Source organism: Gaetbulibacter sp. NE (genome assembly GCF_025548475.1).
In the GTDB taxonomy this organism is placed as follows: Bacteria; Bacteroidota; Bacteroidia; order Flavobacteriales; family Flavobacteriaceae; genus Gaetbulibacter_B; species Gaetbulibacter_B jejuensis.
Window position 1 is genome coordinate 57,710 of the sequence record NZ_JAOQHY010000006.1, and the last position, 26,176, is coordinate 83,885.

A 26,176-nucleotide genomic window follows, 5' to 3' on the forward strand; every position below is an offset into this window, starting at 1 on the left:
TTTTTAGTTATTAATTAGATAATCTTAATTTACTTTCTTCCTTGTTGTTGGCGTTTTTGTTGTTCAGCTTGCTCCATCATTTCTTTCATTTTTCGCTGAAAACGACTTTCCTTTTTAGGTTGTTTCTTTTTCTCTTGAATTTTAGCCAACACTTTATCTTCATCAATGATAAAGTTTTTAATCACTAACATAATACCTATACTAATTAAGTTTGAAATAAAGTAATACAAACTCAATCCTGAAGCGTATTGGTTAAAAAATATAAGCATTAATAATGGTGAAAAATAAATCATGTATTTCATCATCTTTTGCATATCAGGCATACCTTCTTGAGTAGGTTGAGCTGCTACTTGCTGACCTGTAGTCATACGCATGTAGAAGAAAATTGCAATAGCTGCCAATATTGGGAACAAACTCACGTGATCACCATATAATGGAATATTAAAAGGAAGTTCAGCAATGATATCATAAGACGATAAATCATCAACCCAAAGGAATTTTTTCTGACGTAAATCAAAAGCTGTTGGGAAAAACATAAACAACGCATAAAACACAGGAATTTGCATTAAACCAGGTAAACAGCCACTCAATGGGCTTGCTCCTGCTCTTGTTTGCAAGCTCATAGTTTCTTGTTGTGCTTTTAATTTATTGTCTTTGTACTTTTCTCTTATTGCGTCTAATTCTGGCTTAAGAATTTTCATTTTTGCTTGTGACAAAAACTGTTTGTATTGTACAAACGACAATAAAATTTTAACCAAAATAGTCATCACAATAATAGCAATACCATAAGGTAAAAAGCTACTTAAAAATCCAAATAGAGGAATAAATACCGACTTGTTGATCCATCCAAAAATTCCCCATCCAAAAGGAATACTTTCTTCAAGATTTTGGTCGTAAGTCTTTAATACTTTACTATCAGTTGGTCCATAATAAAAACTCATGTTTTCATTAAGCTCTCCACCTTTTACTTGTAACGGTAACTTTGAAGCAAATGATTTTGTAAACAACGTATCTACATCTTCATCTTCAACTAAATTCTTAGACGTTAATTTTACAGTTTTAAAAGGTGCATCAGATACTAAAATAGAGCTGAAAAAGTGCTGTCTGTATGATAACCAGCTAACATCTTCAACATCTTCTTCGTCATCACCAGTTTGCGCCAACTTGTCTATTTTTTTACCATCATGCTGATAAGTTAATCGTGTGTAACGGTTTTCATACTGAATACTTCTATCATGTCTGTATCCATCAAGTTGCCAGTTTAAATCTATATTTTGAGAACCATTGATAACATCATTTAAACCTTGAGATTTAACGGTAAACCCAATCATATAATCATCAGGTTTTAGTTCATAACGATATTCTAAAAACTTAGTTTCAGACACTTTTAATTTCATAGAAACTATAGTGTTTTCACCATTTTTAGTAACCGATGGTTGAAAATAAAGCTCTTTAGTATTTAGGGTTCTATTATCTGTTGTTCCAAAATTGATATTAAAATCAACATTATTCTTTTTTATTAAATGAATAGGAACAGAATCGTAATCGACAAAGTTTTTCAGCTTAACTTCTGACAAGTATCCACCTTTATTACTAAACTTTAAAGAAAACACATCAGTCTCAACAGCAGTTTCTCCATCAGTTGCTGAAGGCAACGTTGCTGCATAAGCAAAAGCGCCTAATTTTAATTTTAATGCCTCTAATTGTGTAGAGTCTTTTACTGAACTGTTTGAGTAGTCTTGAGCAGTTGTAGTTAATGTTGCCTCTTGTGCTTGTTGCTTTTTCTCAGCTTCAATTTGCTCTTGTTTTGCTTTTTCTTGTTCGGCTAACTCTTCTTCTGTTGGTTGGTTTTGCCAAAGCATGAATAATAATATTCCGAAAATAAGTATAAACCCAATAACGGAATTAACGTCTAATTTTTTTTCTTCCATAAGTATTTAGTTTCCCCAATTAAAGTTAGGAGTGGATGTCTTTTGGTGTATCAAAAAACTGTCCAATATTATTTTTGTGTCATACTGACACTTTTCTCGTCTTTTTTAAAGTTTAAAGCAGCTTTTACAAATGCTACAAATAAAGGATGCGGATTTGCAACAGTACTCTTATATTCAGGATGGTACTGCACACCAACAAACCAGCTATGTGAAGGAATTTCAACAATTTCAACCAAACCAGTTTCAGGGTTAAACCCTGTAGCTTTCATACCTGCGTCTTCAATTTGCGTTTTAAATGCGTTATTAAATTCATAACGATGTCTATGACGCTCTTTTACAGCATTTGAACCATACACTTGTTGTACAATACTACCATTTATTAGTTCGCAATCCCAAGCACCTAAACGCATAGTTCCACCTTTATCAGTAATATCTTTTTGAGATTCCATAAGGTCAATAACAGGATATTGCGTTTGCTCATCCATTTCAGTTGAATTGGCATCTTTTAATCCAAGTACGTTTCTAGAATACTCAATAACTGCCATTTGCATACCTAAGCAAATCCCTAGAAACGGAATATTATGCTCTCTCACATACCTAACCGCTTCAATTTTTCCTTCTATACCACGCTCTCCAAAACCAGGAGCAACTAATACTCCATCTAAATGTTGAAGTTTACCAGCAGCATTTTTTGGTGTTAAAAATTCTGAATGAACAGATTCTACATTTACTTTCACTTCATTTTCTGCTCCTGCATGAATAAAAGCTTCAAGTATTGATTTGTATGAATCTTGGAGTTCAACATATTTTCCAATAAGTCCAATAGTAACTTCTCCTTTTGGGTTTTTATGTCGGTTTAAAAACTGATTCCATTGCGTTAAATCTGGAGTATCACTTTCTAAATTTAATTTTTTAAGTACTACTTTATCCAAACCTTGTTCTAACATTAAGTTAGGCACATCGTAAATTGTTGATGCATCTATAGATTGAATAACAGCCTCTTCACGAACATTACAGAATAAAGCTAGTTTTCGTCTTAAATCTTCAGGTAATTCATGTTCTGTTCTGCAAACTAAAATATCTGCTTGAACTCCACTTTCCATTAAGGTTTTTACACTATGCTGAGTAGGTTTTGTCTTTAACTCACCAGCTGCAGATAAAAATGGAATTAATGTTAAGTGAATAACGATAGCGTTGTCTTGACCTAAATCCCAACGCAATTGACGCACAGCTTCAATGTAAGGTAAGGATTCAATATCACCAACGGTTCCTCCAATTTCAGTAATAACAATATCGTAATCTCCTGATTTTCCTAAGATTTGAATACGTTCTTTAATTTCGTCAGTAATATGAGGAATAACTTGAACCGTTTTACCTAAAAACTCCCCTCTACGTTCCTTTTCAATAACACTTTGATAAATTCGTCCAGTAGTAACGTTGTTTGACTGACTTGTAGGCACGTTTAAAAAACGCTCGTAGTGACCCAAATCTAAATCGGTTTCGGCACCATCATCGGTAACATAACATTCACCATGCTCATAAGGATTAAGAGTTCCTGGGTCAACGTTAATGTAAGGGTCTAATTTTTGGATTGTTGTTCTGTAACCTTGAGCCTGAAGTAATTTTGCCAATGAAGCAGCTATAATTCCTTTTCCTAAGGAAGAACTTACGCCTCCAGTTACAAAGATGTATTTTGTGTTTGTTGTCATGTTGCGCTTTTAAACGCAGGCAAATTTACAAAATTTTAATAGTTATTAGGTAGTGTTTTGGGTTTTAATTGCTATTAAAAATACAATATTATTACATACGTTCAGGAACATTAATTCCTAATAGCCCAAACGCATTTTTAATGGTGTTACCAACTACCTTAGATAACTGTACTCTAAACTGTTTTTCGTTGTCATTATCAGCACCAAGTATAGATACATTTTGATAAAATGAATTGAACTCTTTCACTAAATCATAAGTGTAATTAGCAATTAAAGCAGGACTATGTTGTTCTGCTGCGTTTTGAACCACTTCAGGAAACAGTTGAATTTGCTTTAGCAATTCTTTTTCCTTTTCATGTAAATCGACTGAAACTTTTGTAGACGTATCCACATCAGACTTTCTTAAAATAGACTGAATTCTTGCATAAGTATATTGAATAAATGGTCCTGTATTTCCTTGAAAATCGATAGATTCTTTAGGATCGAAAAGAATTCGCTTTTTTGGATCTACTTTAAGGATGTAATATTTTAAAGCACCAAGACCAATGGTTTTGTATAGTTCTTGTTTCTCTTCTTGAGTATAACCGTCTAACTTACCAAGTTCTTCAGAAATCTCTTCAGCAGTTTTAGCCATGTCTTCTACTAAATCGTCAGCGTCTACAACAGTACCTTCTCTACTTTTCATTTTTCCTGAAGGTAAATCGACCATACCATAGCTTAAATGGTATAAGTTTTTAGCCCAATCAAAACCTAATTTTTTGAGGATTAAAAACAGTACTTTAAAATGGTAATCTTGCTCGTTACCTACAGTGTAAACCATTCCGCCAACATCAGGAAAATCTTTAATACGTTGAATAGCTGTACCAATGTCTTGTGTCATATATACTGCTGTACCATCACTACGAAGTACGATTTTTTCATCAAGTCCTTCATCAGTAAGGTCGCACCACACTGAGCCATCTTCTTTTTTAAAGAAAACTCCTGTTTTCAATCCTTCGGCAACAAATTCTTTTCCTAATAAATAGGTTTGACTTTCATAATACAGTTTGTCAAAATCAACACCTAAGTTTTTATACGTAACATCAAATCCCTCATAAACCCAACCGTTCATTTTTTCCCAAAGCGCAACTGTTTCAGGATCTCCAGATTCCCATTTTTGAAGCATTTGCTGAGCTTCTACCAAAATAGGAGCTTGTTTTTTTGCATCTTCTTCAGTCTTTCCTTCTTCTACTAATTGCTGAATTTCGTTTTTATACTCTTGGTCAAACTTCACATAATAATTACCTACCAGCTTATCGCCTTTTAAGCCTGTGCTTTCAGGAGTTTCATTATTACCGTAACGTTTCCAAGCCAACATACTTTTACAAATATGAATACCTCTATCGTTTATAATTTGAGTCTTGTATACCTTTTTTCCAGATGCTTTTAAAATTTCGGCAACGCTATATCCTAACAAGTTATTTCTAATATGACCAAGGTGTAATGGTTTATTGGTATTTGGTGAAGAATACTCTACCATTATTGCATTGTCGCCTTCTTTTGGTGTTACCAATCCATAAGAGGCTTGATTAGAAATTTCGTTAAAGAAATTCAGGTAGTAAGCATCATTAATTTCAACATTCAAAAAACCTTTAACTACATTAAATGCTTTTACCTCATCAACCTTTTCAACAAGATATTGACCTACAGCTTCTCCTATTTGCACAGGATTACCTTTTACAACACGCAACATAGGAAAAACAACAATTGTTATATCTCCAGCAAATTCCTTACGAGTAGCTTGGAATTCAACCGATTCTAAATTAGCGTTATACAATGAAGTTATAGCTTCTTGTACGTGTTTTGTCAATATATCTTGAAGACTCATTTGTAGTTAATTTTTAAGTGTGCAAAGATAGCATTTTTATTAAAATTTTAAGACCCAATGCCGCTTAAATACTTAATCTTAAAGCACAATACCGAAATCTAAGTTTATATGGAATGCAAAAAGAGCGATTGACAATTTGCCATTGAAGTCTGCTTTTTAAAATATACTCTTGTTTGAAAAAAATAACAGTCTTAAATTAAGAATGGTAAATTAATTAAGTTTTGTGAAGTTATAGCGTAGCGTTATCAAATTACTTCAAAATTCATTTTTAATACTAAAATTCTGACAATCAATATTTTAAACAAAAATTTGTTAATAACTTTAATTAACGTGCATTTCGTCGATAAAAGTGTAGTTTTTCTATGATTTTTTACCGTTCATCGAGTAGGAAAATTTTTAAATTTAAATAATATTCCTTTTATCTAATTTTTTGGTAGTAAAACCTAGAAATTAGCTTTTTATAACCCTTTTAAAGATTTTTGGAAAGCTATTAATCAAAGTCCCAATCGTTGATGATACCTATTTTTCAACCTTTAACAGGATTGTTATTGTGTTTTGTGTTTTTACTTTTCCTATCCCTCAAGGCAAGTTGGCGTCAAAGCAGTATTGCAATTTATAACACTAATTGTAGAAGATGAAACAGTTAATAACTTTAGCTGCTTTTTTTTCTGTGCTCTCTACTTTTGCTCAAAAAATAGAGAAGGATAGTCTTTTTATTCAATCAGAGATTGAACACCTAACTATTCAATTAGCTTACCAACCTCAGGATTCTGCAAAGGTTGAAACTTCCCTTTTATTAATTGAAAAGCTATATACTGTAAAAGACTACAAAAAAGCGTTATTGTTTATTGACCAAACTGAAAGGTTATCTGAAACTTTAAAATATAAAAGAGCAATTGCCGAAGCCAAATATTTTAAAGCCCTTATTTATTCAACAAAAAATGATTACTACAACGCAATTGATAGTTACAATAAGTCCAAGAGACTATTTAAAGAACTTGACGACACACTAGGTTATGCTAGAGTTAGTAATGGCATTGGTCTTATTGAAATTAAACGTGGAAACTATGCTGAAGGTCTTGAAAATGCTTTATTAGCTATTCAGGTTTTTGAACGCATGAACTTGAGAGAAGAACTTAGTTTAGCCTACAATAGTTTAGCCGAAGCTTACTACAATACAAACCAAATAGATAAAGCGCTTGAGTTTAATTATAAGGCATTAAACGTTAGAACCCAACTACAAGACAATGCTGGAATTAAAAACTCAACCAAAAACATTGCTTTACTTTATTCTGAAAGAAAAGAACACAGAAAAGCTATTGAGTATTTTGAGAAAGTTTTAAATCTTTTAGATACTGAAAATGATAATGACTTAAGAGGAGAAATTTTACCTCGAATTGGTGAAGAATATTTGCAGTTTAGAGAATATGAAAAAGCCGCAGAGTATTTACTTGAAGGATTAAAATACAACAGAAACACACAAAATGAAGATGGATTACTTAGGTCATTAAACTCCATAGGTCATCTCAATTTAAAACAAAACAAGTTAAAACTTGCCCAAGCGCAATTAGACGAAGCCTACAGTATTGCAAAAAATGGAGTTAACAAACATGAGCTTTTAAAAAACTACAAACTCCACAAAGAACTAGACTCCATACAAAAGCAATATCAAAATGCATTTTTCTGGCAAGGAAAATATTATGACTTAAAAACTGAACTTGATAAAGAGAGTCAACCCAAAATACCTGTAATTACTACTCCTGTTACTGAAACCAATATTGACGAAGCGTTTACTAACGAGGTGAGTATTGAAAATGAAGCAATAAATAAAGAAAATGAAAAATCTATTAAACGATTAAAACTACTAAGTTACGTCTTAGCTTTTGCTATTTTAGTATCCTTACTTGTTTTAGTTATTTCTCACCTAAAACATAGAAAACGTTTAGAATACGCTAGAGAACTTGAAGAAAAAAACAAACAGATAGAGTTACAAAACGAAGCTATATTAGAACAAACACATCATTTAGAAGAGGTTAACAAAGTTAAAGATCGTTTGTTTTCTATAGTATCTCACGATTTAAAAGATTCGATTTCGTCCATTAAAGGATTTATTGATTTGCTTCGCGAAGACAGCCTTACCAAAGAAGAGTTTTATGAGCTTATCCCTGAGTTAAGTGAGAATGCTGACAATGCTTCTTTATTACTTTTTAACCTATTAAACTGGTCTAAATCCCAAATGCAAAACTTAGAGTCTAACCCTGAGTTATTCAACATCCAAGATGTATTCCACAATAAAATGGGATTAATAGAACAAAAGGTTGAACAAAAACGAATTGTTTTAATTGATGAGTCGCAAAGAGATTTTGTTTATGCCGATAAAAGCATGATAGAAATTGTAATCCAAAATCTACTTACAAATGCTGTTAAGTTTAGTAGAATTGGTGATGCTATAACTGTTTCAAACAGAGACCAAAATGGTAAATCCTTAATATGCGTAGAAGATACTGGAGTTGGTATTTCTCCAGAGAATCTAAACAAGCTATTTAAGAACAATACATTTACTACAATAGGTACCAAAAACGAAAAAGGTACAGGATTAGGATTAACTATTTGCAAAGAACTTGTTGAACTTAATGATGGTAGAATTTGGGTTGAAAGTGTTCAAAATGTGGGAACTAAATTTTTTGTTGAGCTTCCAAAAGTAAAATCAGCAGAATAATTAAGCTCTAGGTAAAAACACCTCAGCCATCATACAACGAGCACTTCCGCCTCCACAAGTTTCTATAGTTTCTAAAGAGCTAGAAATTATCTCACAATGCTTTTCAATTTTTAAGATTTGCGATGCTGTCAAACTATCATGAGCAGCTTTACTCATTATTAAATAAGGTGTATTGTTTGCTCCTTTTAATTGAAGCATGTTACCAGCAAACTGATGCATTTGAGACTCAGTAATTTCTATAATTTCTTTACCATCAGATTTTAGATGCTGAATAACATTTTTGCGTTCTTTTTTATCATCAATAGTATCCAAGCAAATCACAGCAAAGTTTTCAGCTAAACACATCATTACATTAGTATGGTAAATTGGTAATCGCTTACCATCTACAGTTTGGTTAGCGGTAAATACTACAGGAAAATAGTCGAAATCTTCACAAAACTCAATAAACAACTCTTCGTCTGCTCTAGGTGATAACGCACAATAGGCTTTACCATTAGCTCTATCTAACAATAAACTTCCTGTTCCTTCAAGAAAAACACCTTCATCTTCTGCACTTGTATAGTCAATAATATTTTCAATTTTGAAGCCTTCGTTTTCAAGCCTAACAAATATCTCTTCGCGTCTTTCCTTTCTTCTGTTTTCGGCAAACATTGGATAAATTGCAACATCACCATTTTCATGAAAACTTACCCAGTTATTAGGAAAAATCGAGTCTGGAGTATCTGCTAACACATCATCTTGCTCAACAATTACATTAATGCCTACTTGCCTTAACTTTGCTACAAAAGCGTCAAACTCTTCTTGAGCTTTGGCATTAATCTCAGCGTTTTTAACATCTATAGTTTCTTGAAAATAATTATTGACAGCTGTCTGTTCGTTCATCCTAAAGTTTATAGGACGAATCATTAAAATAGTATTCGTAATCTGTTGCATTATTGGTAAAAATTCTGCTGCAAAATTACTATTTTAAAATGTATTTTTCTCTAAAGACATCAATGAAGTATGTGTTAAAATTTACATTGAAATTCTTTTATTTTTCTCTTCATTAAGCCATATCAAAGCTTCTTCTCTTAGATAAAACATTTTCATTGTCCAGTTTTCATCATTATTCAAACTCAATATTGTTTTAGTAGCCATTTTACTACCAATTGAGTTCACAACAACTGCTACAGCAAAAACTTCTTTCAATTTTGAAATCTTACGTTGAACATCAAAAGTATAAGAGTAAGAATGAAGTTTGTTTACTAAAAGTGAAAATGGAGGTGTTAAATTTTCGAGTAAAAAATTATGATATTCTTCCATTAGTTTTTTGTCCATTTCAACACCTTCGTCAATAATTACCTCAGCTAAATGCTCATTGAGAATAATAATAGTGCCAAATGACAATTTGTGAGAAAGCTCTCTTTCTTGCATATTATTTTAGTTAATAAGGGATAGTTAAAAATAAAAAAAATCCTTGATTTTGCTAAGGTTTTGACAAAATAAATCCACGATATTCTAACATAAAACGATAACAATCTTAAAATCAATTACTATTTTAAGTAAGTTTGAAATATCAAAAATCATACACATGAAAAAATTTGCGCTACTTTTTATAATACTGTGTTCTTGCTCCCAAAACAACCCCAAAAAAACTTATGATTTCACTACTGTTTTTGAAAAAAGTGAAGGCAAGGAAACTGCCACTTATGAAGAAACCATACTCTATTATAAAAACTTAGCCCAAGCTTACCCTGAAATTTCGATAGACTCAATTGGTAAGACAGATTCTGGCAAACCACTTCATCTTGTAACATTAAACCCTGACAAAGTTTTTGATTTTTCGCAAATAAGAGCCAACAATAAGCGCATACTTCTTATCAATAATGGCATTCATCCTGGTGAAAGCGATGGTATAGATGCCACAATGCTGCTTTACAGAGATATTGCTCAAGGCACTATTGAAATGCCTAAACACACTGTTTTAGCAACCATACCAATATATAACATTGGAGGTAGCTTAAATAGAAATTCTACAACAAGAACAAACCAGAATGGACCTGTATCGTATGGTTTTAGAGGAAATGCTCAAAACTATGACCTCAACAGAGATTTTATAAAATGTGACACCAAAAACGCACGTGCTTTTACTGAGATTTATCATTTAGTAAACCCTGATGTATTTATTGATAATCATGTAAGCAATGGTGCAGACTACCAATATACGCTCACTCATTTATTCACACAACACAATAAATTAGGAGGCGATTTAGGCAATTATATCCATACCGAAATGATGCCTAAACTAGAAGAAAAACTAGCCGCAAAAAATTGGGATATTACACCTTACGTCAATGTATTTAACAGAACTCCAGAGACTGGTTTTAATCAGTTTATGGACTACCCAAGATACTCTACTGGTTACACAACACTATTTAACACTTTAGGTATGATGGTTGAAACTCACATGCTAAAACCCTACAAACAACGTGTTGAAGGCACTTATGAACTTATGAAAAGTATGATTGATATTATTGAAGAAGACTATCAAAAAATACAATGGAAACAAATAAGCACAGAAGAACATATTCGTGATTATGCTGAGACCTATACGCTAGATTGGAAAATCGATACTAGCAAAACCTCTACATTAAGTTTTAAAGGATATGAAGGCAATAGAATACCTAGTGAAGTTACTGGAGCGCAGCGCTTAAAATATGATCGCACAAAACCATTTACAAAAGATGTGGTTTACAACAACTATTTTGAACCAAGCATTGAAGTAACTATACCAAGTGCTTACATTATTCCACAAGGTTGGTGGAAAGTAATTGAACTTTTAAAACTTAATCAAGTAGAAATGCGCAAGTTTGAAAAGGACACTACAATAACAGTAGAATCCTATGAGATTGAAAGTTATGAGAGCAGAAAAATGCCTTATGAAGGCCATTATCAGCATTACAATACAAAAGTTGTTAAAACAGAAAAAGAAATAACATTTTTGAAAGGCGATTATATTATTAACACACATCAAAATGCGTTTAGGTATTTAATGGAAACTTTAGAGCCTGAAGCACCAGACTCATTCTTTAACTGGAACTTTTTTGACACAATTCTGCAACAAAAAGAAGGTTTTTCACCTTATGTATGGGAAGATATTGCTAAAGAATTATTAGATAAAAACCCTGATTTAAAAACAGAATTTGAACAGAAAAAACAAACAGATACTAATTTTAACAATAACTGGTATGCGCAATTAGATTGGCTACACAAACAAAGTGACTATTACGAAAAAGCTCACCTACAATATCCTGTGTACAGATTGCACTAAACCAAAATTTTAATATTAGCATAAGAGTTTGTCATAGCTTCTTGACGTTGCGTTTCGTTGAGCCATTCTACCTTGGTAATACCTTCTTTCTCTTCTGGTTCAAGTTTACCTGAGTAAGTTGTTTTCATCTCAAACCAGTAAGTTACTTTTATTTTGTGCTTACCATTTCGCTTAAAAATGTGATAGGTAGTATCAAGCGGTTTTACAATTTCAAGACCTTTAACACCTGTCTCCTCTTCCACTTCTCTAATTGAGGTTTCTTCTATCGATTCTTTAGCTTCAGCTTTTCCTTTTGGTAAGTCCCATTTTTTATTTCGGTAGATAAACAGTGTTTCTCCTTTTTCATTAATAACCTTACCACCTCCTGCAACTACATTTGGTAATTTCTTTAAAAATTTTTTAAGGAGTTTATCAGGGTTTTTGTGTATTAATCTCACCTCTTCCAAACTGGTAGAATTAAGTTCTTTTATAACTTTACCAATATTAACTGTATCTAATAAATAGTTTTTAAAGTTAGTTTCTTCACTAACAATAGTCGTTAATATAATTGGTTTGTCACCTACAAAAACTTTATACATAATATTTGGGCAAATAGGTTTTCAATGGTAAAAATATAACTTTTAAGCACATATTACCATTTTCAAAAATTAATTTTATTTTAAGTTTTGAAATTTAAATTTAACAAAATTGTGTAGTTTTGCGCTATGATTTTTAACAAACATACCGCTAAAAAAACTGCTGAAGTTTTATTGCAAGTAAATGCGATAAAACTTAGCCCTGAAGAGCCTTTTACTTGGGCTTCTGGCTGGAAATCGCCAATATATTGTGATAACAGAATTGTGTTATCTTATCCGCAAATTCGCAACTACATTAGAGAAACCATGGCTAAGCAAATTGAAAAACAATATGGCAAGCCTGATGTTATTGCTGGTGTTGCTACAGGAGCTATTGGTATTGGGATTTTAGTTGCTGAGTATTTAGGACTTCCGTTTGTTTATGTAAGACCTGAAGCAAAATCGCATGGTCGCAAAAACCAAATTGAAGGTCATCTAGAACATGGACAAAATGTGGTAGTTGTTGAAGACTTAATAAGCACAGGAAAAAGTAGTTTAAATGCTGTAGCTGCTCTTAAAGAAGCTGGTGCCAATGTAAAAGGAATGATTGCTATTTTCACTTACGGTTTCAATGTTTCTAAAGAAAGTTTTGAAGCTGAAGACCTTACTTTACATACTTTAAGTAACTATGAAAGCTTGTTGGATCAAGCACTAGAAACTAACTATATCACTAAAAAACAACAGGACCTTTTGGCACAATGGAACGCTAACCCAAGCGAATGGAACGCTAATTGATACACCTTTAGAAAAAAACTTATATACATGAATTTAGAATCGCCAAAGGTAACCCTTAACAAATCAGCTCAAGAGACTTTTGATTTTTTATCTGATGTGAAAAATTTTGAAGCTTTAATGCCTGAAAACATCAGCAAATTTGAAGTTTTAGAAAACGACAAATTTTTGTTCGCTCTAAAAGGAATGCCTGAAATAGTGCTTAAGAAAAAAGAAGCTACACCTCCTAATAAAATTGTACTTGGTGCTGCTGGTGGAAAACTAGACTTTTCACTTACTGGAAACATCACTGAAGTAGATGCTAATACCAGTGAAGTCCAATTAACTTTTGAAGGCGAGTTTAATGCTATGATGGCTATGATGATTAAAGGCCCAATTAGTAAGTTTATTGAAACTCTAGCAACAAACATGACTACTGCTGTTTAGTACAACAGAGTTATTTCTTTTAAATCAAATTCTTTAATGATTTCATCTTCAAGCAACACTTGAAGATTACCAGAATTTGACACACCTTTTATATAACCTGAAAACATATTACCTTCCATATCTTTAAATGTGGAAGGTTTATTTTTTCTAAAAAGATGCTCTTCATACTGAGCTTTAAGTGTAGAAAAGTTCTTCTTCTGTAGTAATTCGAAAAAATATTCAAGCTTCTGTAATACAGTAATCATTATCTCATCCAATTCAAAAAAGCGTCCAGACATTAATTGTAAAGACGAAGCTTTAGGTAAATTTTCAAATTCTGTTTGGTTAACGTTAATCCCAATGCCTATAATAGAAGCTTGTAATCTATTTTGCTTTATGACATTTTCAATTAAAATTCCAGCTATTTTTTTATTTTCTGACAAAATGTCGTTAGGCCATTTAATGCTTAGTTTTTCAACGTTAAGGCTTTTTAAAGCTTCAAAAACCGCTGAAGACACAGCTATACTAATATAAAAATTACGTTCTACATCAACACCTGTAATGTCTTTAAACACGCTCATAGTAAGATTTTTAGCATCTTGAACGTTCCATTGGGTTCCCATTTGCCCTCTGCCTTTTGTTTGATGTTTAGCAACAACAACCGTAAAATCCTCAATAGCCTTACTAGCACTTAATTGTCTTAAATAAGTATTAGTTGAGTCAATGGCATTAAGTTTGATTATATGCATAAAAGCAGCAAATGTTAATTTATAATTTTCTTAAGAAGAATTAAAGTTCAAAAGAACTAAAAAAATAATAACTTTGCACAAAACTAAATCAATTTAATGGCGAAAAAAAATAGTAATGTCGACCAATTAATAACTACCATATTAGCTGGTATTGAAGATGTAAAAGGGAAAGAAATAACAATCCTTGATTTAAGAGAAATTGAAAACACAGTTTGTGATTATTTTATTGTTTGCGAAGGTACTTCAAATACGCAAGTAAACGCCATAGTAAATTCAATTCAAAAAAAGGTTAGCAAAGAACTTAAAGACAGTCCTTGGCATGTTGAAGGTGTTGAAAATGCTGAATGGGTTTTGATAGATTATGTTAATATTGTTGTACATGTTTTTCAAAAACACATTAGACAGTATTACGACATTGAAAGTCTTTGGGGAGATGCAAAAACAACTGTTATAGAAACTAGTTACTAAAAAAGAATTAATGGCAAACGAAAATAAAAATACAAATAAGAAACCAAAGCTTAATCCATATTGGATTTATGGAATAGCAATTTTTGCTATTATCGCTTTTCAGTTATTTTCAGGTGGATTTGGATCGCAAAATGTGGCGACCACAACCCCTTCTCAATTTTTAGAATATTTAAAAAATGGTGATGTTTCAAAAATTGAAATCATAAACCGAAGAGAAGCAAAAGTTTATCTTACCGAAGAAGCACAAAATAAAGAAATACATAAAAAGACTAAACCTAGTAGTATTTTCCCTGCAATGACTCCTGCTCCAAACTATTCGTTTGAGTTTGGTGATTTGCAAAACTTTGAAAAAGACATCAACAAAACCCTTGAGGATAACAACTTAAATACTGAGCTAAAGTATAAAACCGAAGAAAATCTTTGGGGTAACTTTTTAATCTCCTTATTACCGTTTATCCTAATCATAGGTGTTTGGATTTTTATAATGAGACGTATGTCATCAGGTGCTGGTGGAGGCGCTGGAGGACAAATTTTCAACATCGGAAAATCTAAAGCAAAACTTTTTGATGAAAAGACTGACATTAAAACTTCATTCAAAGATGTAGCAGGTTTAGAAGGTGCAAAAGAAGAGGTTCAAGAAATTGTAGACTTCCTTAAAAACCCTGAAAAATACACTTCACTTGGTGGAAAAATACCTAAAGGAGCTTTACTGGTAGGACAACCTGGAACAGGAAAAACCTTATTAGCAAAAGCTGTTGCTGGTGAAGCACAAGTACCTTTCTTTTCACTATCTGGTTCTGACTTTGTAGAAATGTTTGTAGGTGTTGGAGCATCGAGAGTACGAGATTTATTTAAACAAGCAAAAGAAAAATCGCCTTCAATTATATTTATTGACGAAATTGATGCGATTGGTAGAGCTAGAGGAAAAAATAATTTTTCAGGATCTAATGACGAACGTGAAAATACCTTAAACCAGTTATTAACTGAAATGGATGGTTTTGGCACTAATACCAATGTTATTGTATTGGCTGCTACAAACAGAGCCGACGTATTAGATAAAGCTCTTATGCGTGCTGGACGTTTTGATCGTCAAATTTTTGTTGACTTACCAGATGTAAGAGAGCGTAAAGAGATTTTTGAAGTTCACCTAAGACCTATCAAAAAAGCAGAGGATTTAGATATCGATTTTCTTTCAAAACAAACACCTGGTTTCTCTGGTGCTGATATTGCCAATGTATGTAATGAAGCTGCACTTATTGCTGCTAGACAAGGTAAAAAAGCAGTAACAAAACAAGATTTCCTTGATGCTGTTGATAGAATTGTTGGTGGATTAGAGAAGAAGAACAAAATTATTACACCAGAAGAAAAACGTGCCATTGCTTTCCACGAAGCTGGACACGCAACTGTAAGCTGGATGCTAGAGCACGCTGCTCCATTAGTAAAAGTAACTATTGTTCCTCGTGGACAATCGTTAGGAGCTGCTTGGTATTTACCAGAAGAACGCTTAATTGTTAGACCAGAGCAAATGTTAGACGAGATGTGTGCTGCATTAGGTGGTAGAGCTGCTGAAAAAGTTATTTTCAATAAAATATCAACTGGTGCTTTAAGTGACTTAGAAAAAGTAACCAAACAAGCTCGTGCCATGGTTACAATCTATGGATTGAGTGATAAAGTAGGAAACTTAACCTACTACGACTCTTCAGGTCAGTCTGAGTATGGGTTCACAAAGCCTTATAGCGAAGAAACTGCTGAGTTGATTGATAAAGAAATTTCTAATATTATCGAAACACAGTACCAAAGAGCTGTAGCACTTCTTGAAGAAAATAAAGATAAACTTACTGAACTTGCAGAAGTTTTATTGGAAAAAGAAGTTATTTTTAAAGATAATTTAGAGAAGATTTTTGGTAAGCGTCCTTTTGGAAAAGACGAAGAAGAATAAAAGCCAAAAACATAATATTATTATAAAAAGCTTAAATTAATCACGTGTTAATTTAAGTTTTTTTATATTTGAAATAATACGCAAATTAAAACCTAGGTAATAGCAACCCATACATGAGTCTATTTCGTAAAATCTTCGGTCTAAAATCTGATAGTGAAGAAGATAACATAAAAAGCGAAGAGAGAGGCAAATATATGCCTGAAATTAAATTGCCCGCTGACGAGAGATTTACCATAAATTTTAAAGCCAATGGCGGAAAGTTTTTGTATTGCGAAAATTTAAACGAAGTCAAGGATAATTTATCGCAAATTCTTAGTGAAAATGAATGGGAAGACAAAAACGCTTTACTCTTTGATGATAGACTTTCTGAATTATTTAAAGATTTTCATTTAAATCCAACTAAAAAAGTTTCAGAAAGCACGTATTTTTTATCCACTTGTGAATACCTTATTTCAGATGATGGTTCGCTATTAATTTCTTCAAATCAAATTGCTGAGAAAAAACTAAAAGAGCTGCCTACCAATTTTATAATATATGCAACAACAAGTCAGTTTGTTGAAAATATAGGTGAAGGACTTAGAGGTATTAAAGGTAAAAACAGAGAAAAAATCCCAACTAACATTACTACGATAAAGCATTTTAAAACTGTTGAGGATAAAGATTTTCTAACTTATGGAAGTAGCTCAAAAAACCTATATTTGCTTCTTCTAGAAGACCTATAGATGAAAGAAGCCGTTACCAGAGCATTATCCGGAGCAATATACATCACATTACTAATCTTGTCACTGTATTGGCAACATGCATTGGCTGCATTATTTTTTGTGTTTGGTATTATTTGTCTAGCTGAGTTTAAAAAACTTATCAACTTAAAAGATTTTTATCCGTTTATAATCTTCACGATTTTATATTTTGTGTTTGGATATTGGTCAACTATTATAACCACTACACATGGTTTTGATGAGGCTATTCAAATACTTCATGTAATTACAATTTTTGTTCAGTTGTTTTTAATTAAAGATTTATTTTCTGAGAAAACCATACCGCTTTTCAGCTCTAAAAGATATCTAATCACTACTTTTTATTTAAGTAGTGCGTTTGTGTTTTTAATTTTAATAGCAAACTTTAAGCATGAGTTTACACCATTGTTGCTTTTAGGTACTTTTATTCTAATATGGATCAATGACACATTTGCGTACTTGGTTGGAAAAAACTTTGGAAAACAAAAGCTATTTCCTAGTATTTCGCCTAAAAAAACAGTTGAAGGATTTTTAGGTGGTTTGTTTTTTTCGTGTGTTGCTAGTTATTTTATTGCTAAATTTACAAATACGTTAGATTCTACTTATTGGTTAATTTTAGCAATTATTGTTAGTGTTTTTGGTACACTTGGAGATTTGATAGAATCTAAATTTAAACGACAAGCTAAAGTAAAGGATAGTGGTGTAATCATGCCTGGTCATGGTGGCTTATTAGACAGACTAGATAGTATAATATTTGCTGCTCCTTTTATTTATTTATTTTTAAGAATAGTAACTTATGTTTCATAAAGAAGGCCATAAAATTATATTTATTTCACTAGTTATAGTAGTTGGAGCTGTTTTGCTCATTGATTATTTTATACAACTACCTTGGCTAAGAACTTCACTAATGCTACTTTTTGTAGTGTTCTTGGTTTTAATTCTTCAATTTTTTAGAAACCCTAAACGAAACACCATTTTAAATGAAAAACAAGCCGTTTCGCCTGTTGATGGTAAGGTTGTAGTTATTGAAGAAGTTTTTGAAAAAGAATATTTTAACGACAAGCGCATACAGGTATCTGTTTTTATGTCGCCAATTAACGTTCATGTTACACGTTATCCTATAAGTGGAAATGTATTGTACAGCAAATACCATCCTGGGAAATATTTAGTTGCATGGCATCCAAAAGCCAGTGAAGAAAACGAGCGCACGACTATTGTTGTGGAAAACAACTCGTTTGGAAAAATACTATATAGACAAATTGCTGGAGCACTAGCAAAACGTATTGTTAACTATGCTAAGGTTGATGACAAAGCAATACAAGGTGCTGATGCTGGGTTTATAAAATTTGGGTCGAGAGTAGATTTATTTTTACCTTTAGATGCAGACGTTAAAGTAACCTTGAACCAAGTTGTAAAAGGAGGCGAAAGTATTATTGCTGAAATTTAAAATGACACCTGAAGAACTAGACATAGAGTTTAGAGACGCTGTAGAGCGTATAAACAATCATACCGAACCTTTTCCGGCTGATTTTTTACTTCGCCTTTATGCTTACTACAAAAAGGCTACAAACAACTATGGCAGACCAAGTAGCCGAAAGCCTATAATTAACGCGTTTAAAACAAATGCATTATTTCAAGTTAAAGATGTTTCGCCAGATGAAGCTAAACGTATTTATATTGATTTGGTAAACAATTATTTTTTATACCGAAAATAAGTTAATCCCTTATCAAAGGCATTGTAGAGCAACGTAGTAAACCTTCTTGTTTAGCTATTTCTGCATAAGGCACTTCTTCAACAGTAAATCCATTTTTTCTTAACCAAGTATTTAATCTTGTAAAGTTTTTTTCTGAGATAATCACATCTTCTGAAATTGAAAACACATTACTGTTCATATCATACATTTCGTCTTTTGTAATGACAAAACAATTTTCTTCTCCAAAGAAATTAAGCAACCACTCATACTCTTCTTCAACTAAAAACCCTTCTTTATGTAAGATTGCTTTATTTGTTCCTATTGGCTGAAAGCAGCAATCTAAATGTAAAGCATTGTCTCTAGGGTTTACTTGAGATTTTCTAAGGTCGAAACTTTTTATGGTTTTATGCGGAAATTTTTCAGTAATGTAATCTACACCTAATTGGTTTGTACGAGCCACAATATAATCAGAATAATCAGCTCCTCGGTAAGTTCCAATAAAGATATGGTCATTCCATACAATCACATCTCCTCCTTCAATATGAGCTTCTTCAGGAGGTCTAATTACTTTTTTAGGGTCAATTTGATCAATAACATATTGAATGGCTTCAAGCTCTTCTTCTCGATCTGGTAATATATTGGCTTTTACAAACACATCATCAATTACGAAAGCTATATCTCTTGCAAAAATTTGATTACAGTCCTCAATAATATTAGGTCTGTACACTTTTACATCATACTTTTCAAAAACTTTAGCTACTGCTTCCATTTCATTAACCATATCGGCTTCTAAGGGATATGTCCCTGCTTTTATGTGCTCAAGAGATTTTGGGTCGTATGCGTCCTCTATTTTAGGAGTTGGACCATTACTTTTAGCTGTTCCTAAAACCACTGCTCTAAGACGAGAGGTTTCATTTTTAACATTCAATTTCAGCATAATATAAATTATAAAAAAAGCTTCATTAAAATAAATAATGAAGCTTATATGATGTAATAAGCCTAAGCTTAACGCTCGTTAATTCCTTTAAACGATCTTAATGTTTCACCTGTATATACTTGCCTTGGACGACCTATTGGCTCTTTATTTAAGCGCATTTCTCTCCATTGAGCAATCCAACCAGGTAAACGCCCTAGCGCAAACATTACTGTAAACATTTCAACAGGAATATTCATTGATCTATAAATAATTCCTGAGTAGAAATCTACGTTAGGATATAGTTTTCTTTTTACGAAGTAATCATCTTCTAAAGCTTCTTTTTCTAATCCTTTAGCAATATCTAAAATAGGATCTTCAACACCTAAATCACCTAAAACGTCATCGGCTGCTTTTTTGATTATTCTAGCTCTTGGGTCAAAGTTCTTGTATACACGATGTCCGAATCCCATTAAACGGAAAGGATCTTCTTTGTCTTTTGCTTTACCCATATATTTTTTAGTATCTCCTCCATCTTCTTTGATAGCTTCAAGCATTTCTAAAACTGCTTGGTTTGCTCCACCATGTAAAGGTCCCCAAAGTGCAGAAATACCTGCAGATAAAGAAGCAAATAAACCTGCATGTGAAGAACCTACAATTCTTACTGTAGAAGTTGAACAGTTTTGCTCATGATCAGCATGTAAAATTAAAAGCTTGTCTAAAGCATTTACTAAAATTGGGTTTTGCTCATAGTTTTCATCTGGTCTTTTGAACATCATCTGTAAAATGTTCTCAACATAGCCTAATGACGAGCTTCCGTAATCTAATGGTAATCCCATTTTCTTACGCATTGTCCACGCTACTAAGATTGGGAACTTACCTAAAATTCTAACAATAGCATTGTACATTTCTTCTTCAGAATCTACATTTACTGACGAAGGATTAAATGCTGTCAATGCACTTGTAAGTGAAGACAAAACTCCCATTGGATGCGCTGACTTAGGGAAAGCATCTAAAATTTTCTTTATATCGTCATCAACAACAGAATGCTTTTTTATGTCGGAGTGAAATTTATCTAATTGCTCTTGTGTTGGCAATTCTCCAAAAATCAAAAGATAAGCTACTTCAAGGAAATCTGCTTTTTCAGCTAGTTCTTCAATTGAATATCCTCTATACCTCAATATTCCTTTTTCTCCATCAAGAAATGTAATGGCACTTACACAAGATCCTGTATTTTTATAACCTGGATCAATTGTAGTAACGCCTCCTGTTACACTTCTTAAGGCCTTAATATCTATTGCAACCTCATTTTCGGTTCCTGTAATTAAAGGAAATTCATGTTTTTGACCGTTAATTTCTAATGTAGCTTTATCTGACATTTTTATGTTTATATTTTTTTAAAGTTTTATTGTTAAAAAGATTGTACGAAAATACGAAATATCTTAGGATTTTTAAAGCTTCTCCATAAAGGATTTATCTATTGTGATATTACGAAAATTGATGCTTGGATGTAACTCATAATTGAAAATACAAGCGCACATAAACTACAGCATTATTTGACATTTATTTTATACAATTTCTTGTAATATTCTTTTACTGAAGATTGCCAAGTAAACTTTTGTGATTTAGCATTGAGGCAAATAGTATCCCACTGACTTTTGTCTTCAAAAAAGATTTTTAATGCTTGAGAAAATACCGATAAAAAGTTAGCATTCTTTTCATCAATTGTTTTTCCGTTGAATGAAAACCCTGTTTTTAAATGTTCAACAGTATCTTTCAATCCACCTGTATGGTGTACTAGACATGGTTGAGCATTTCGCATTGCTAACATTTGACTGATTCCACATGGTTCAAAAAGACTAGGCATTAAGTATAGATTAGATTCGGTATAAATCGAATCAATAACCTCTTCGGACTGTCCATTAAAAAACACAAAGTTGTCATATTCATAGCTTATGTTTTGCAATAATTGCTCGTACTCTGGTGCTCCAGTTCCAAGTACTACATAAATACCATTTACTGCTTTTAGTTTTTCTAAAATTGATTTTAATAATTCAGGTGAATTTTTAAAAAAGAAAAACTTCTGCTCAGTTAATCTCGCAACACTAGCACAAACAAATTTTGCTGGTTCTTTTATGAGTCTTACAATTTTTTCTCCTGTATGAATTAAAAAATCAGCTTTATATTCTTTTTCAGGTTCTTGCAACCACTCAAAAATCGCTTGAATAGCATTAACATAAAATGCTCCATGTTGCACTAAGTTTATGTTTTGATAATTACAACCGTTTAAAATTCCTACTAGGCGTTTTTCTTTATTAGCTTCTTTTAAATAGTTTTCTAAACCTTCTCCACCTATAAAATCTGGAAAATTGCTAGACTTCATTATATCTTCTTTATAGGAAGGAGACACTGTGTGCACAACATCAGCAAGTTTAATTCCTACAGCCATAAGGTTTATACAATCTTGATATCTTGGATCTTTTAAATTCTCATAATCTATATCTAACTCAGGATAAAAAGCATGTAACGAAGAGTAATTATCTTTAAATGGTCTAATACCTTGAATAGCCAAATTATGAATTGAATATACAAACCTTATATTTTGCAATACTTTATAAGAAGGATGATATTCTTTTAAAAACAACAATAAACTAGTATGCCAATCGTGTAAGTGTACAACATCTAATTTCCCAAAACTATTTTGTGTTATACTCTCTGCTACTGCACTACAGAATAAGGAGAACATACAAGCATCAGTATAAAATGGTTGTTCTGGGTCATTAAAATAAATATGGGCAATATTACCTGACTTTATATCAGGATGATGAATAACATAATGTGTAATATTTTCAATTTCTTTCTTTGGAGCTACTTGATAGATAATTGCTTTGGCTGTTTCTCCTCTATAAGAAAACTCAACCTCTTTAATCTTTTTTTGCCCTATGTGCAATCGTCCATAAGCAGGTGTTACAACACTAACTCTATCACCTAAAGCTGCTATTTGCCTAGGAACGTCTCTAACAACATCTCCCATACCACCAGCTTTACATTTTTTGATGGCATCGTTTTCAGCAGAAACAAAAAGGAAATTTGACATTAAGTACTGAGTTTTAATAATGAAGTATAAATTACTTAAAATAAATTTACTTAAAAAACTAATACACATTAATTAGTTGTTAAAAGTAAAAAAGGCTTCTGTAATTAAACAGAAGCCTTTTTAATACCATATTTTAAATATTACTTTACTTTAAAAGCCTTTTCTTGAGGATAGTAAGCAACGTTACTTAATTCTTCTTCGATTCTTAATAACTGATTGTACTTTGCCATTCTATCACTACGAGATGCAGAACCTGTTTTAATTTGACCAGTGTTTAATGCTACTGCTAAATCAGCAATAGTATTATCTTCAGTTTCACCAGAACGATGAGACATCACTGACGTATAACCTGCATTATGAGCCATATTAACAGCTGCAATAGTCTCGGTTAAAGTACCAATTTGGTTTACTTTAATTAATATTGAGTTAGCAATACCATTTTCAATACCTCTTGATAAACGCTCTACATTGGTTACAAATAAATCGTCACCTACTAGTTGTACTTTATCTCCAACTTTTTCGGTTAAGTATTTCCAACCTTCCCAATCGTTTTCATCCATTCCATCTTCAATAGAAATAATAGGATATTTAGCAGCTAATTCAGCTAAGTAGTCTGCTTGCTCTTGACTAGTTCTTACTTGACCTTTGTCTCCTTCAAACTTAGTATAGTCATATTTTCCATCTACATAAAATTCGGCCGAAGCACAATCTAAAGCAATCATTACTTCATCACCTAATTTATAACCTGCTTTTTCAACAGCTTTTGCAATTGTATCAAGTGCATCCTCAGTACCATCTAATGTTGGAGCAAAACCTCCTTCATCACCTACTGCAGTACTAAGACCTCTATCGTGTAATACTTTTTTAAGGTTGTGGAAAATTTCTGTACCCATTTGCATAGCATGAGTAAAGTTTTTTGCTTTTACAGGCATTACCATAAACTCTTGAAATGCAATTGGCGCATCACTATGAGAACCTCCATTAATGATATTCATCATTGGTACTGGTAACGTGTTTGCTGAAACACCTCCAACATATCTGTATAAAGGCATTCCTAACTCGTTTGCAGCGGCTTTAGCAGCAGCTAAAGACACTCCTAAAATAGCATTAGCTCCTAATTTTGATTTATTTGATGTACCATCTAATTCAATCATTAATTGATCGATAGCATTTTGTTCAAACACTGAAACACCTAACAACTCTTGAGCAATTATAGTATTGACGTTTTCTACAGCTTTTGTAACTCCTTTTCCCATATAGGCATTTCCACCATCTCTAAGTTCAACTGCTTCATGTTCTCCTGTTGACGCTCCTGATGGTACTGCAGCTCTACCTACAACTCCATTTTCTGTAGTAACATCAACCTCTACAGTTGGATTACCACGTGAATCTAAAATTTGTCTTGCATGAATATTAATTATAATGCTCATATATTTCTATTTAATGTTGTTTAATTGTATGTCAAATTTACAAAATTGTTAATCTAAAAGGTATTTACCAATTCATTATTACATTTTAATTTTACTAAAATGTTTTCGTAAATAAAAAACCTCAATGAAAATCGATTTTCTTTGAGGTTTGTTCATTATTTATTTTTAATGTTTTCTATAAATTGGTCAAATAGATACGACGAATCGTGAGGTCCAGGACTTGCTTCTGGATGATATTGAACTGAAAAACAGTTTTTACTCTTCATTTTAATACCTGCTACAGTATCATCATTTAAATGCAAATGAGTAATCTCAATATCTGGATGATTTTCAGTTTCTTCTCTATTGATAGCAAAACCATGATTTTGCGACGTAATCTCTCCTTTACCTGTAATAAGGTTCTTTACAGGATGATTAATACCTCTATGTCCATGGTGCATTTTATAAGTAGAAATTCCGTTTGCTAACGCGATTACTTGGTGTCCTAAACAAATACCAAATAGCGGAAGGTTACGTTTAATGATTTCTTTAGCCAAATTTTGTGCTTCAAACAATGGCTCAGGATCTCCTGGTCCATTAGATAAGAAGTAGCCATCTGGTTTAAATGCTTCTAACTCTTCAAAAGTCGAATTGTAAGGAAACACCTTAATATAGGCATCTCTTTTAGCTAAATTTCTAAGGATATTAGTTTTAATTCCAATATCTAAAGCTGCTATTTTATACGTAGCATTTTCGTTGCCAAAATAATATGGTTCTTTGGTAGATACTTTAGAAGCCAACTCTAAACCATTCATATTTGGTACATCTGCTAGTTGTTTTTTAAGGTCTTCAATATTATCAACCTCAGTAGAAATTACAGCATTCATAGCTCCATTATCTCTAATATAGCTTACAAGAGCTCTTGTATCTACATCAGATATAGCCAATACATTATGCTTCTCAAAGAAATTTTCGAGTGAATCATCAGCTGCAGGTCTTGAATAGTTAAAACTGAAATTTTTACAAATTAGACCTGATATTTTAATGGAATTAGACTCCACTTCTTCAGAAAGTGTTCCATAATTACCAATGTGCGCATTGGTAGTCACCATTAATTGTCCGAAATAAGATGGATCGGTAAATATTTCTTGGTAGCCTGTAGTACCAGTGTTAAAGCAAACCTCTCCAAATGCAGTACCTTTTTTCCCTATTGATTTTCCATAGAATATGGTTCCGTCTGCTAGTAATATTAGTGCTTTTTCTCTTTTATTATACTTCATAGATTCTAAAAGTTTCGCAAAATTGCATAAAAAAAAGGATAAACTAAAATGTTTATCCTTTAATATTTCAAATGCTTATTAACATTTATTCTTCTTCGTTAGTTGCCTTAGTTTCTGCAACAGGAGCTGCAGCTGCTTTGCTACCACCTCTTCTACTTCTACGAGTAGATTTTTTCTTAGGCTTATCAGCATTGTAGATTTCGTTGTAGTCAACTAATTCTATCATTGCCATATCAGCGTTATCACCAAGACGGTTACCAAGTTTAATAATTCTTGTGTATCCTCCTGGACGATCACCTACCTTAGCAGCAACATCTCTAAATAATTCTGCCACAGCTTCTTTTTGTCTTAATTTAGAAAACACAATACGTCTGTTGTGAGTAGTATCTTCTTTAGATTTTGTTACTAAAGGCTCAACAAATTGTTTTAACGCTTTAGCTTTAGCTACTGTAGTGTTAATACGCTTGTGCTCTATTAAAGAACATGCCATATTAGCTAACATTGCTTTTCTGTGGGCAGTTTTTCTACCTAAATGATTAAATTTCTTTCCGTGTCTCATGACTTTTGTTTTATCATCTTGCTACCAAATCCAAAGAGTAAATC

General features: G+C 32.4%; 23 protein-coding genes. 10 read left to right on the forward strand and 13 right to left on the reverse strand.

The annotated features are described in order from the left end of the window. Nucleotides 1–29 precede the first annotated feature (29 nt). The 3 genes from yidC to argS form a co-directional block, all read right to left on the reverse strand. Entirely contained in the window at nt 30–1,931 is a 1,902-nt protein-coding gene (gene yidC, locus OD803_RS08795) for a membrane protein insertase YidC (protein WP_262733159.1), read from the reverse strand. Between the two features lie 68 nt (nt 1,932–1,999). Further along, the gene (locus OD803_RS08800; protein WP_262733160.1) at nt 2,000–3,640 is read right to left on the reverse strand and encodes a CTP synthase; all 1,641 of its coding nucleotides are present in this window, start codon (nt 3,638–3,640) and stop codon (nt 2,000–2,002) included. A gap of 91 nt (nt 3,641–3,731) precedes the next feature. Further along, on the reverse strand, nt 3,732–5,507 hold the full coding sequence (gene argS / locus OD803_RS08805) for an arginine--tRNA ligase (protein ID WP_262733161.1): 1,776 nt from the start codon (nt 5,505–5,507) through the stop codon (nt 3,732–3,734). A gap of 634 nt (nt 5,508–6,141) precedes the next feature. Here argS and OD803_RS08810 point away from each other — a divergent pair. Continuing rightward, nucleotides 6,142–8,226: an ATP-binding protein gene (locus OD803_RS08810; protein ID WP_262733162.1), complete on the forward strand. Its 2,085-nt coding sequence runs from the start codon at nt 6,142–6,144 to the stop codon at nt 8,224–8,226. Here OD803_RS08810 and ctlX read toward each other — a convergent pair whose 3' ends face one another. Further along, nucleotides 8,227–9,159: a citrulline utilization hydrolase CtlX gene (gene ctlX, locus OD803_RS08815; RefSeq protein ID WP_262733163.1), complete on the reverse strand. Its 933-nt coding sequence runs from the start codon at nt 9,157–9,159 to the stop codon at nt 8,227–8,229. Between the two features lie 81 nt (nt 9,160–9,240). After that, nucleotides 9,241–9,639, reverse strand: coding sequence for a hypothetical protein (locus OD803_RS08820; protein WP_129761402.1), 399 nt, complete (start codon nt 9,637–9,639; stop codon nt 9,241–9,243). 157 nt (nt 9,640–9,796) lie between these two features. Here OD803_RS08820 and OD803_RS08825 point away from each other — a divergent pair, with 157 nt between their 5' ends. Further along, nucleotides 9,797–11,536 (forward strand): M14 family metallopeptidase, encoded by a 1,740-nt coding sequence (locus OD803_RS08825; protein ID WP_262733164.1) that lies wholly within the window; start codon nt 9,797–9,799, stop codon nt 11,534–11,536. On the opposite strand, the gene OD803_RS08830 is transcribed toward OD803_RS08825, so the two are convergent. Then, nucleotides 11,533–12,114 carry an NUDIX hydrolase gene (locus OD803_RS08830; RefSeq protein WP_129761404.1) on the reverse strand — a complete coding sequence of 194 codons (582 nt, stop codon included), beginning with the start codon at nt 12,112–12,114 and terminating at the stop codon, nt 11,533–11,535. The genes OD803_RS08825 and OD803_RS08830 overlap by 4 nt on opposite strands. Before the next feature lie 126 nt (nt 12,115–12,240). On the opposite strand from OD803_RS08830, the gene pyrE reads away from it, so the two are divergent. Further along, the gene (pyrE, locus tag OD803_RS08835; RefSeq protein WP_262733165.1) at nt 12,241–12,885 is read left to right on the forward strand and encodes an orotate phosphoribosyltransferase; all 645 of its coding nucleotides are present in this window, start codon (nt 12,241–12,243) and stop codon (nt 12,883–12,885) included. A 27-nt stretch (nt 12,886–12,912) separates the two neighbouring features. Further along, nucleotides 12,913–13,308, forward strand: coding sequence for an SRPBCC family protein (locus OD803_RS08840; protein WP_129761406.1), 396 nt, complete (start codon nt 12,913–12,915; stop codon nt 13,306–13,308). On the opposite strand, the gene OD803_RS08845 is transcribed toward OD803_RS08840, so the two are convergent. After that, the gene (locus tag OD803_RS08845; RefSeq protein ID WP_262733166.1) at nt 13,305–14,036 is read right to left on the reverse strand and encodes a biotin--[acetyl-CoA-carboxylase] ligase; all 732 of its coding nucleotides are present in this window, start codon (nt 14,034–14,036) and stop codon (nt 13,305–13,307) included. The two genes, OD803_RS08840 and OD803_RS08845, sit on opposite strands and share 4 nt — an antisense overlap. Before the next feature lie 96 nt (nt 14,037–14,132). Between OD803_RS08845 and rsfS the strand changes: the two genes are divergently transcribed. From rsfS to OD803_RS08875, 6 genes are all read left to right on the forward strand, one after another. Next, a complete protein-coding gene (gene rsfS / locus OD803_RS08850) occupies nt 14,133–14,504 on the forward strand; it encodes a ribosome silencing factor (protein ID WP_134199521.1) in 372 nt (123 codons plus the stop codon). A 10-nt stretch (nt 14,505–14,514) separates the two neighbouring features. Then, nucleotides 14,515–16,443, forward strand: a complete 1,929-nt coding sequence (gene ftsH / locus OD803_RS08855) for an ATP-dependent zinc metalloprotease FtsH (protein WP_131508168.1) — start codon at nt 14,515–14,517, stop codon at nt 16,441–16,443. Between the two features lie 113 nt (nt 16,444–16,556). Then, complete coding sequence (locus tag OD803_RS08860) at nt 16,557–17,165, forward strand: LUD domain-containing protein (RefSeq protein ID WP_129761410.1); 609 nt, start codon at nt 16,557–16,559, stop codon at nt 17,163–17,165. Continuing rightward, a complete protein-coding gene (locus OD803_RS08865) occupies nt 17,166–17,987 on the forward strand; it encodes a phosphatidate cytidylyltransferase (protein ID WP_134199517.1) in 822 nt (273 codons plus the stop codon). Next, nucleotides 17,977–18,627: a phosphatidylserine decarboxylase family protein gene (locus OD803_RS08870; RefSeq protein WP_131508164.1), complete on the forward strand. Its 651-nt coding sequence runs from the start codon at nt 17,977–17,979 to the stop codon at nt 18,625–18,627. Before OD803_RS08865 ends, OD803_RS08870 begins: the two co-directional genes overlap by 11 nt. 1 nt (nt 18,628) lies before the next feature. Continuing rightward, the gene (locus OD803_RS08875) at nt 18,629–18,895 is read left to right on the forward strand and encodes an acyl-CoA-binding protein (RefSeq protein WP_129761413.1); all 267 of its coding nucleotides are present in this window, start codon (nt 18,629–18,631) and stop codon (nt 18,893–18,895) included. A 1-nt stretch (nt 18,896) separates the two neighbouring features. Here OD803_RS08875 and OD803_RS08880 read toward each other — a convergent pair whose 3' ends face one another. The 6 genes from OD803_RS08880 to rplQ all read right to left on the reverse strand — a co-directional run bounded on the left by OD803_RS08880 (nt 18,897) and on the right by rplQ (nt 26,132). Beyond that, complete coding sequence (locus tag OD803_RS08880; RefSeq protein WP_262733167.1) at nt 18,897–19,811, reverse strand: dimethylarginine dimethylaminohydrolase family protein; 915 nt, start codon at nt 19,809–19,811, stop codon at nt 18,897–18,899. Nucleotides 19,812–19,879: 68 nt separating this feature from the next. Then, entirely contained in the window at nt 19,880–21,166 is a 1,287-nt protein-coding gene (locus OD803_RS08885) for a citrate synthase (RefSeq protein WP_129761415.1), read from the reverse strand. A gap of 173 nt (nt 21,167–21,339) precedes the next feature. Continuing rightward, nucleotides 21,340–22,884, reverse strand: coding sequence for a glycogen synthase (locus OD803_RS08890; RefSeq protein ID WP_262733168.1), 1,545 nt, complete (start codon nt 22,882–22,884; stop codon nt 21,340–21,342). Nucleotides 22,885–23,024: 140 nt separating this feature from the next. Beyond that, entirely contained in the window at nt 23,025–24,314 is a 1,290-nt protein-coding gene (gene eno / locus OD803_RS08895; RefSeq protein ID WP_129761417.1) for a phosphopyruvate hydratase, read from the reverse strand. Nucleotides 24,315–24,469: 155 nt separating this feature from the next. Next, nucleotides 24,470–25,573 carry a glutamine-hydrolyzing carbamoyl-phosphate synthase small subunit gene (gene carA / locus OD803_RS08900; RefSeq protein ID WP_262733169.1) on the reverse strand — a complete coding sequence of 368 codons (1,104 nt, stop codon included), beginning with the start codon at nt 25,571–25,573 and terminating at the stop codon, nt 24,470–24,472. Between the two features lie 85 nt (nt 25,574–25,658). Next, a complete protein-coding gene (gene rplQ, locus OD803_RS08905) occupies nt 25,659–26,132 on the reverse strand; it encodes a 50S ribosomal protein L17 (protein ID WP_262733170.1) in 474 nt (157 codons plus the stop codon). Nucleotides 26,133–26,176 lie beyond the last annotated feature (44 nt).